The sequence below is a fragment of the Sinomicrobium pectinilyticum genome, from assembly GCF_003725735.1.
Lineage (GTDB): Bacteria > Bacteroidota > Bacteroidia > Flavobacteriales > Flavobacteriaceae > Sinomicrobium > Sinomicrobium pectinilyticum.
The window spans coordinates 1-4,638 of the sequence record NZ_RJTM01000054.1; the positions used below are offsets into that span (position 1 = coordinate 1).

The following is a 4,638-nucleotide window of genomic DNA, read 5'->3' on the forward strand; positions in this document are numbered from 1 at the left end:
CCGAAAATTCCCGAAGAACACTTCAATTACGGAAATCCGTATGGAATAATGCGGAGCATGTATTATATTTGTTTGTAGGAATAAGCTTCAAATATTATGAGTAAAAGACAATTTTTTAATGATGTATTTACGTTGATGTAAGAATAGATATGTATCATTGATCATCCCTAATGCCAAAAGAATAGCCGGGAAAACCATGGTAAAAAAAGATAAACCGATGTAAAAACAATTATTAATTCTAAACCCCAATCTTATGTCCGAACAACCTATTTTTAAAGGAGGAGAAAACGCTTCTTCCGGAACAGTTATGCCTGTTGAAGGCCAAGAGCAGGCCCTGCAGGCCTTTAACAACACGGCCTGGGACGGTTACGATCCGGAAGCCACTCTCGTTTCCCTGTTTAAAGGCCAGGCCAGCCGTACGCCGGGCAATACGGCGGTTATTTGCGGCGAATACAGCCTTACGTATAAGGAACTGGATGAAAAGAGCGACCGGATGGCCGGTGCCTTAACGGCCAGGGGAGTGAAGCCCGGCGACCTGGTGCCGGTGTGGATGGACCGGTCCCCGGAATGGTTTGTGTCGATCCTCGGTGTACTGAAAACCGGGGCGGCCTATGTACCCGTCGATCCGCATTATCCCCTGAAGCGGGCTTTATATATTGTGGAAGATACCGGTGCGGATGTTATAATTACCCACAGTGCGCGGGCCGGGAAATTATCCCCGGGTAAAGCCGGTGTATTGTGTGCGGACGATCCGGACGTATTTACCGGGGTGCCTGCCGTATCCCCGCAAACACTCCCCGGACCGGACGCACTGGCTTACGTCATATACACTTCCGGCTCTACAGGGAAACCCAAGGGGGTAATGATAGCACACCGTGCCATTCAGCACCTGATCACCTGGCATAACCATTATTTTGAGGTGGATGAAACATGCAGGCTGACGCTTGTAGCCGGACTGGCCTTTGATATTTCGGTCTGGGAAGTATGGTCTGCCCTGCTGTCGGGAGCTGCCATATATGTCGCTGCTGACAGCGAAAGGACCGATGCCGCCGCCTTGTGGCAGTACGTTCTGAAAAACAGGATTACGCACGGTTTTGTGCCCTCGGTATTGGCGCCTGCCCTGGTAGCATGCAGCAGGGAAGAAAACAGCCCGTTTCTCCGTTATTTGTTCTCGGGGGGAGAACAGCTCAAACCCGTGCTTACGTCCGGGCTTACCTACGAATTTATCGATTATTACGGTCCTACCGAATGCACGGTATTTGCCACGTATCGCAAGGTAAAGGAAGAAAACGGCGCCTTTGTGTCTACCATCGGGAAACCCATAGCCAATACCCGGGCTTACATCCTGGATGAACACCGGAAAATTTTGCCTGTGGGGGCCATCGGGGAATTATATATCAGTGGTATAGGATTGTCTTCGGGGTACCTGAACAACGAAAAACTTACCGCGGAGCGGTTTACAGATCATCCTTCCCTTCCCGGCGAGAAACTCTATGGTACGGGAGACCTGGCCCGCTGGTTACCGGACGGGCGTATACAGTTCCTGGGGAGAAGGGATCACCAGGTAAAAATAAGGGGCTTCCGCGTTGAACCGGGCGAAATAGAGCGGTGTCTGCTCGATATACCCGGAATAGACAATGCCGTGGTGATCACCAAGGAGAATAAAAGCCACAATAAATACCTGGTTGCTTTTATCGCCGGGGGCGGCAGGGCACCCTTACCGGAACGGGAGCACATCCAGGCCGTGTTGCGGGAGGAACTCCCCGAATACATGGTTCCGGGACATTTTATCACCGTAGACCGCATTCCCCTCACCGAAAACGGGAAGACAGACCGCGACCGCCTGCTGGAGCTTGCCAGGGAACAATCGGAGGAAGTGCTTTTGTCCGCCCCGCCTACGAATGACACCGAACGCATGATTGCCGCGGTATGGTGCGATGCCCTGGAGCTTTCCGCCGTAAATATTTCAGATAATTTCTTCGATATCGGGGGCGATTCCATTTTGGTGGCTTTTGTGATTACGGGTATAGAAAAGAACCTTGGCGTAAAAGCCTATGTCCGCGACATCTACCAGCACCCTACCATCCGCGAACTGGCTACCGTACTGGATCGAAGAAAGGAAGAAGCCCTGTTGCCCGAAGAAGATGTGGAACCTTATGTAGAATTGCAACGCGACGTATACCTGAACCCGGAAACGGTGATTACCGGGAATTACGATACGAAGCGCCTGGCGGAACAGCAGGCCGTCTTACTCACCGGCGCTACGGGTTTTGTGGGAATCCATCTCCTGCAGGACCTGCTCAAAGACAATCCTTCCGTAACAGTGTACTGCCTTGTCCGTGCCCATGACGGGGCACGTGCCATGGAAAAGATCATACAGACCTTTTCCAGGTATCGTATAGCCATAACACCGGAACAAAAAGGGCGCATTATTCCCGTACCCGGTGATTTTTCCCGGAAAAACCTGGGATTCGATGCGGTAACATACGATGAACTGAGCAGCACCATCGATGTGATCTATCATTCCGGCAGTTCGGTAAATTTCATTGAGCCGTATTCCTATATGAAATCGCCCAATGTGGAGGGGCTCCGGGAGATCATACACCTGGCGGCGACGAAAAAAACCAAGTGCCTGGTATTGCTGTCTACCATCTCCGTATACAGCTGGGGGCATGTGTTTACCAATAAGACGGTGATGAAGGAAAGCGATGATATTGGCCAGAACCTGCAATCAGTAAGCCGGGACATCGGCTATGTAAGGAGCAAATGGGTTATGGAAGCCATTGCCGACCTGGCTGCGAGCAAAGGCCTTCCCGTAATTACACACCGACTGGGATACGCCATGTGCAATAGCGAAACGGGCGCCTGTGCTCCCTACCAATGGTGGGCCGGACTGGTAAAAACATGTATAGAATCGGGGAACTACCCTGCACTGGACGAGCTCCGGGAAGGACTTATTACCGTAGATTATATGACCAAAGCCATTGTACATATCTCCAAAAACCCCGAAGCTATCGGCAAAAAGTTCAATCTTATAGCCCGCCCCGAAACCAACCTTACCCTGGAAGATTTCTTTCAGCGGCTTAAGCGGTACTATGCCTTTGACCTGGAACAATTGCCATACAAGGATTGGAGAAAGCAGTGGGAAAACGATATCAATAACCCGCTTTACCCGCTGACAAGCCTGTTTAAAGACAATATGTATAAAGGACTGTCCACCGTAGAACTCTACCAGCATACCTATATCTGGGATTGCCGGAATGTGATCGACTTCCTGGAAGGATCGGGCATAACGGAGCCGGTATTTGACAAACGGATACTGGACAGGTATCTACAGTACCTCGATCTCTACCCGGTAGCCTCTAATTAAGGCAACAGTTGCCGCAAATACAAAAACCATATGCCACAAACGGGTTTGATGTGAAAAGTCAAACCCGTTTTTTGCTTTTCCTGTGGTTAAGGTCAGCGCACCCGGGGGCAAATGAATATACACCTCGGAATTCCGTTACCTTTCCCGATGACTATAGGGGCTAAAGAGGGATCGGGTCAATGAGTGTAGCCTAAATAACTTACTAACTAAAAAACTCCCAAACTCCGAACTCCCCAACTACCCTCCTCCCTTCCGGATTTGTCCCGGGGTCATATCGTATGTCTCTTTGAAGACTTCGCAAAAATGCGGCAGGCTATAACCGATGCTTATGGCAATAGCCTTTAGCGGGAGGTTGGTAAATTCTACCAGGTTTTTGCCCTTTCGATAGGCGTGTCCTTTTCGGAGCGTTTGATCCGTATGCTAAAGCTGGCACGGCATATTTCAATGAATAAATGTCTCAGGCTTTGTATGCGGCCGGTAAGGTAATATATTCTTCAGGCATGGTAAGACAGGTTCAGGTTGACGGTTGCGGTTTATCGGGTAAAAGGTTTCAGGTAATCCAGGGCGGAGTATTGATCTGTAAATGCCCTGGTAGGTATTACCGGGACATTGACATCGATATAGAAATTTACAATGGCCCGGGTTTGCGAGGTAGAGTACAGCACCGCCATGGCATTGAGCAATATGGAGCCTTCGTGTGCAAAATAATGGCGGGCAGCCCTTTCCACACGTGTTACCTCGCGGAGATCTACAAATACCGGGTAGTTTTTTTCTCTTTGCAGGCGCAGCCGGTCGGCCGTAACCTGCCGGGCTTTTTTAAGATCGATTACCGTACCGGGTTTGTATACGGCATACAGGATACCTTCCCTGATCCGGAGACAGGCAAAGTCATTTTCTATAGTTTCGGTGTCGGAAAACATAATCGGGTCCATAAAAATTCGCCACAAATTAGCAAAATAATTTATTTGCATTTCCGGGTTTTGGAAGTTTCCGGAAGGTAATCCAGGGCCGTAAGGGTCGAGTTTACCGGTTTTTTCCGGTGTAATTCAGAAAAAAATTAATCTTTTCGGAAATACGGAATATTTCACCGTTGCAGGGGAGGCCCAGCTTCTGATGTTCCCTTATTTTCCACGGAATTTTATAAAAAGCCGGAAGATATTATGTTTAAGAGCCCGCTTTTAACCGCTTTAAGAAATACGAAGGATAGATCCCGGTTTCCTTGTAAAACGCCCTGGTAAAGGACTGCGCGGTTTTATAGCCGGCTTCCT

General features: G+C 49.4%; 3 protein-coding genes. 1 reads left to right on the forward strand and 2 read right to left on the reverse strand.

All coding sequences use genetic code 11. The features are described from left to right. The first annotated feature begins 253 nt into the window (after positions 1 to 253). The gene (locus ED312_RS07685; RefSeq protein WP_123215428.1) at positions 254 to 3,370 is read left to right on the forward strand and encodes a non-ribosomal peptide synthetase family protein; all 3,117 of its coding nucleotides are present in this window, start codon (positions 254 to 256) and stop codon (positions 3,368 to 3,370) included. A gap of 237 nt (positions 3,371 to 3,607) precedes the next feature. Here ED312_RS07685 and ED312_RS24485 read toward each other — a convergent pair whose 3' ends face one another. After that, positions 3,608 to 3,739, reverse strand: coding sequence for a helix-turn-helix transcriptional regulator (locus ED312_RS24485; protein WP_123215430.1), 132 nt, complete (start codon positions 3,737 to 3,739; stop codon positions 3,608 to 3,610). Positions 3,740 to 3,903: 164 nt separating this feature from the next. Further along, positions 3,904 to 4,302 (reverse strand): DUF7793 family protein, encoded by a 399-nt coding sequence (locus ED312_RS07695; protein ID WP_148044241.1) that lies wholly within the window; start codon positions 4,300 to 4,302, stop codon positions 3,904 to 3,906. Positions 4,303 to 4,638: the final 336 nt, after the last annotated feature.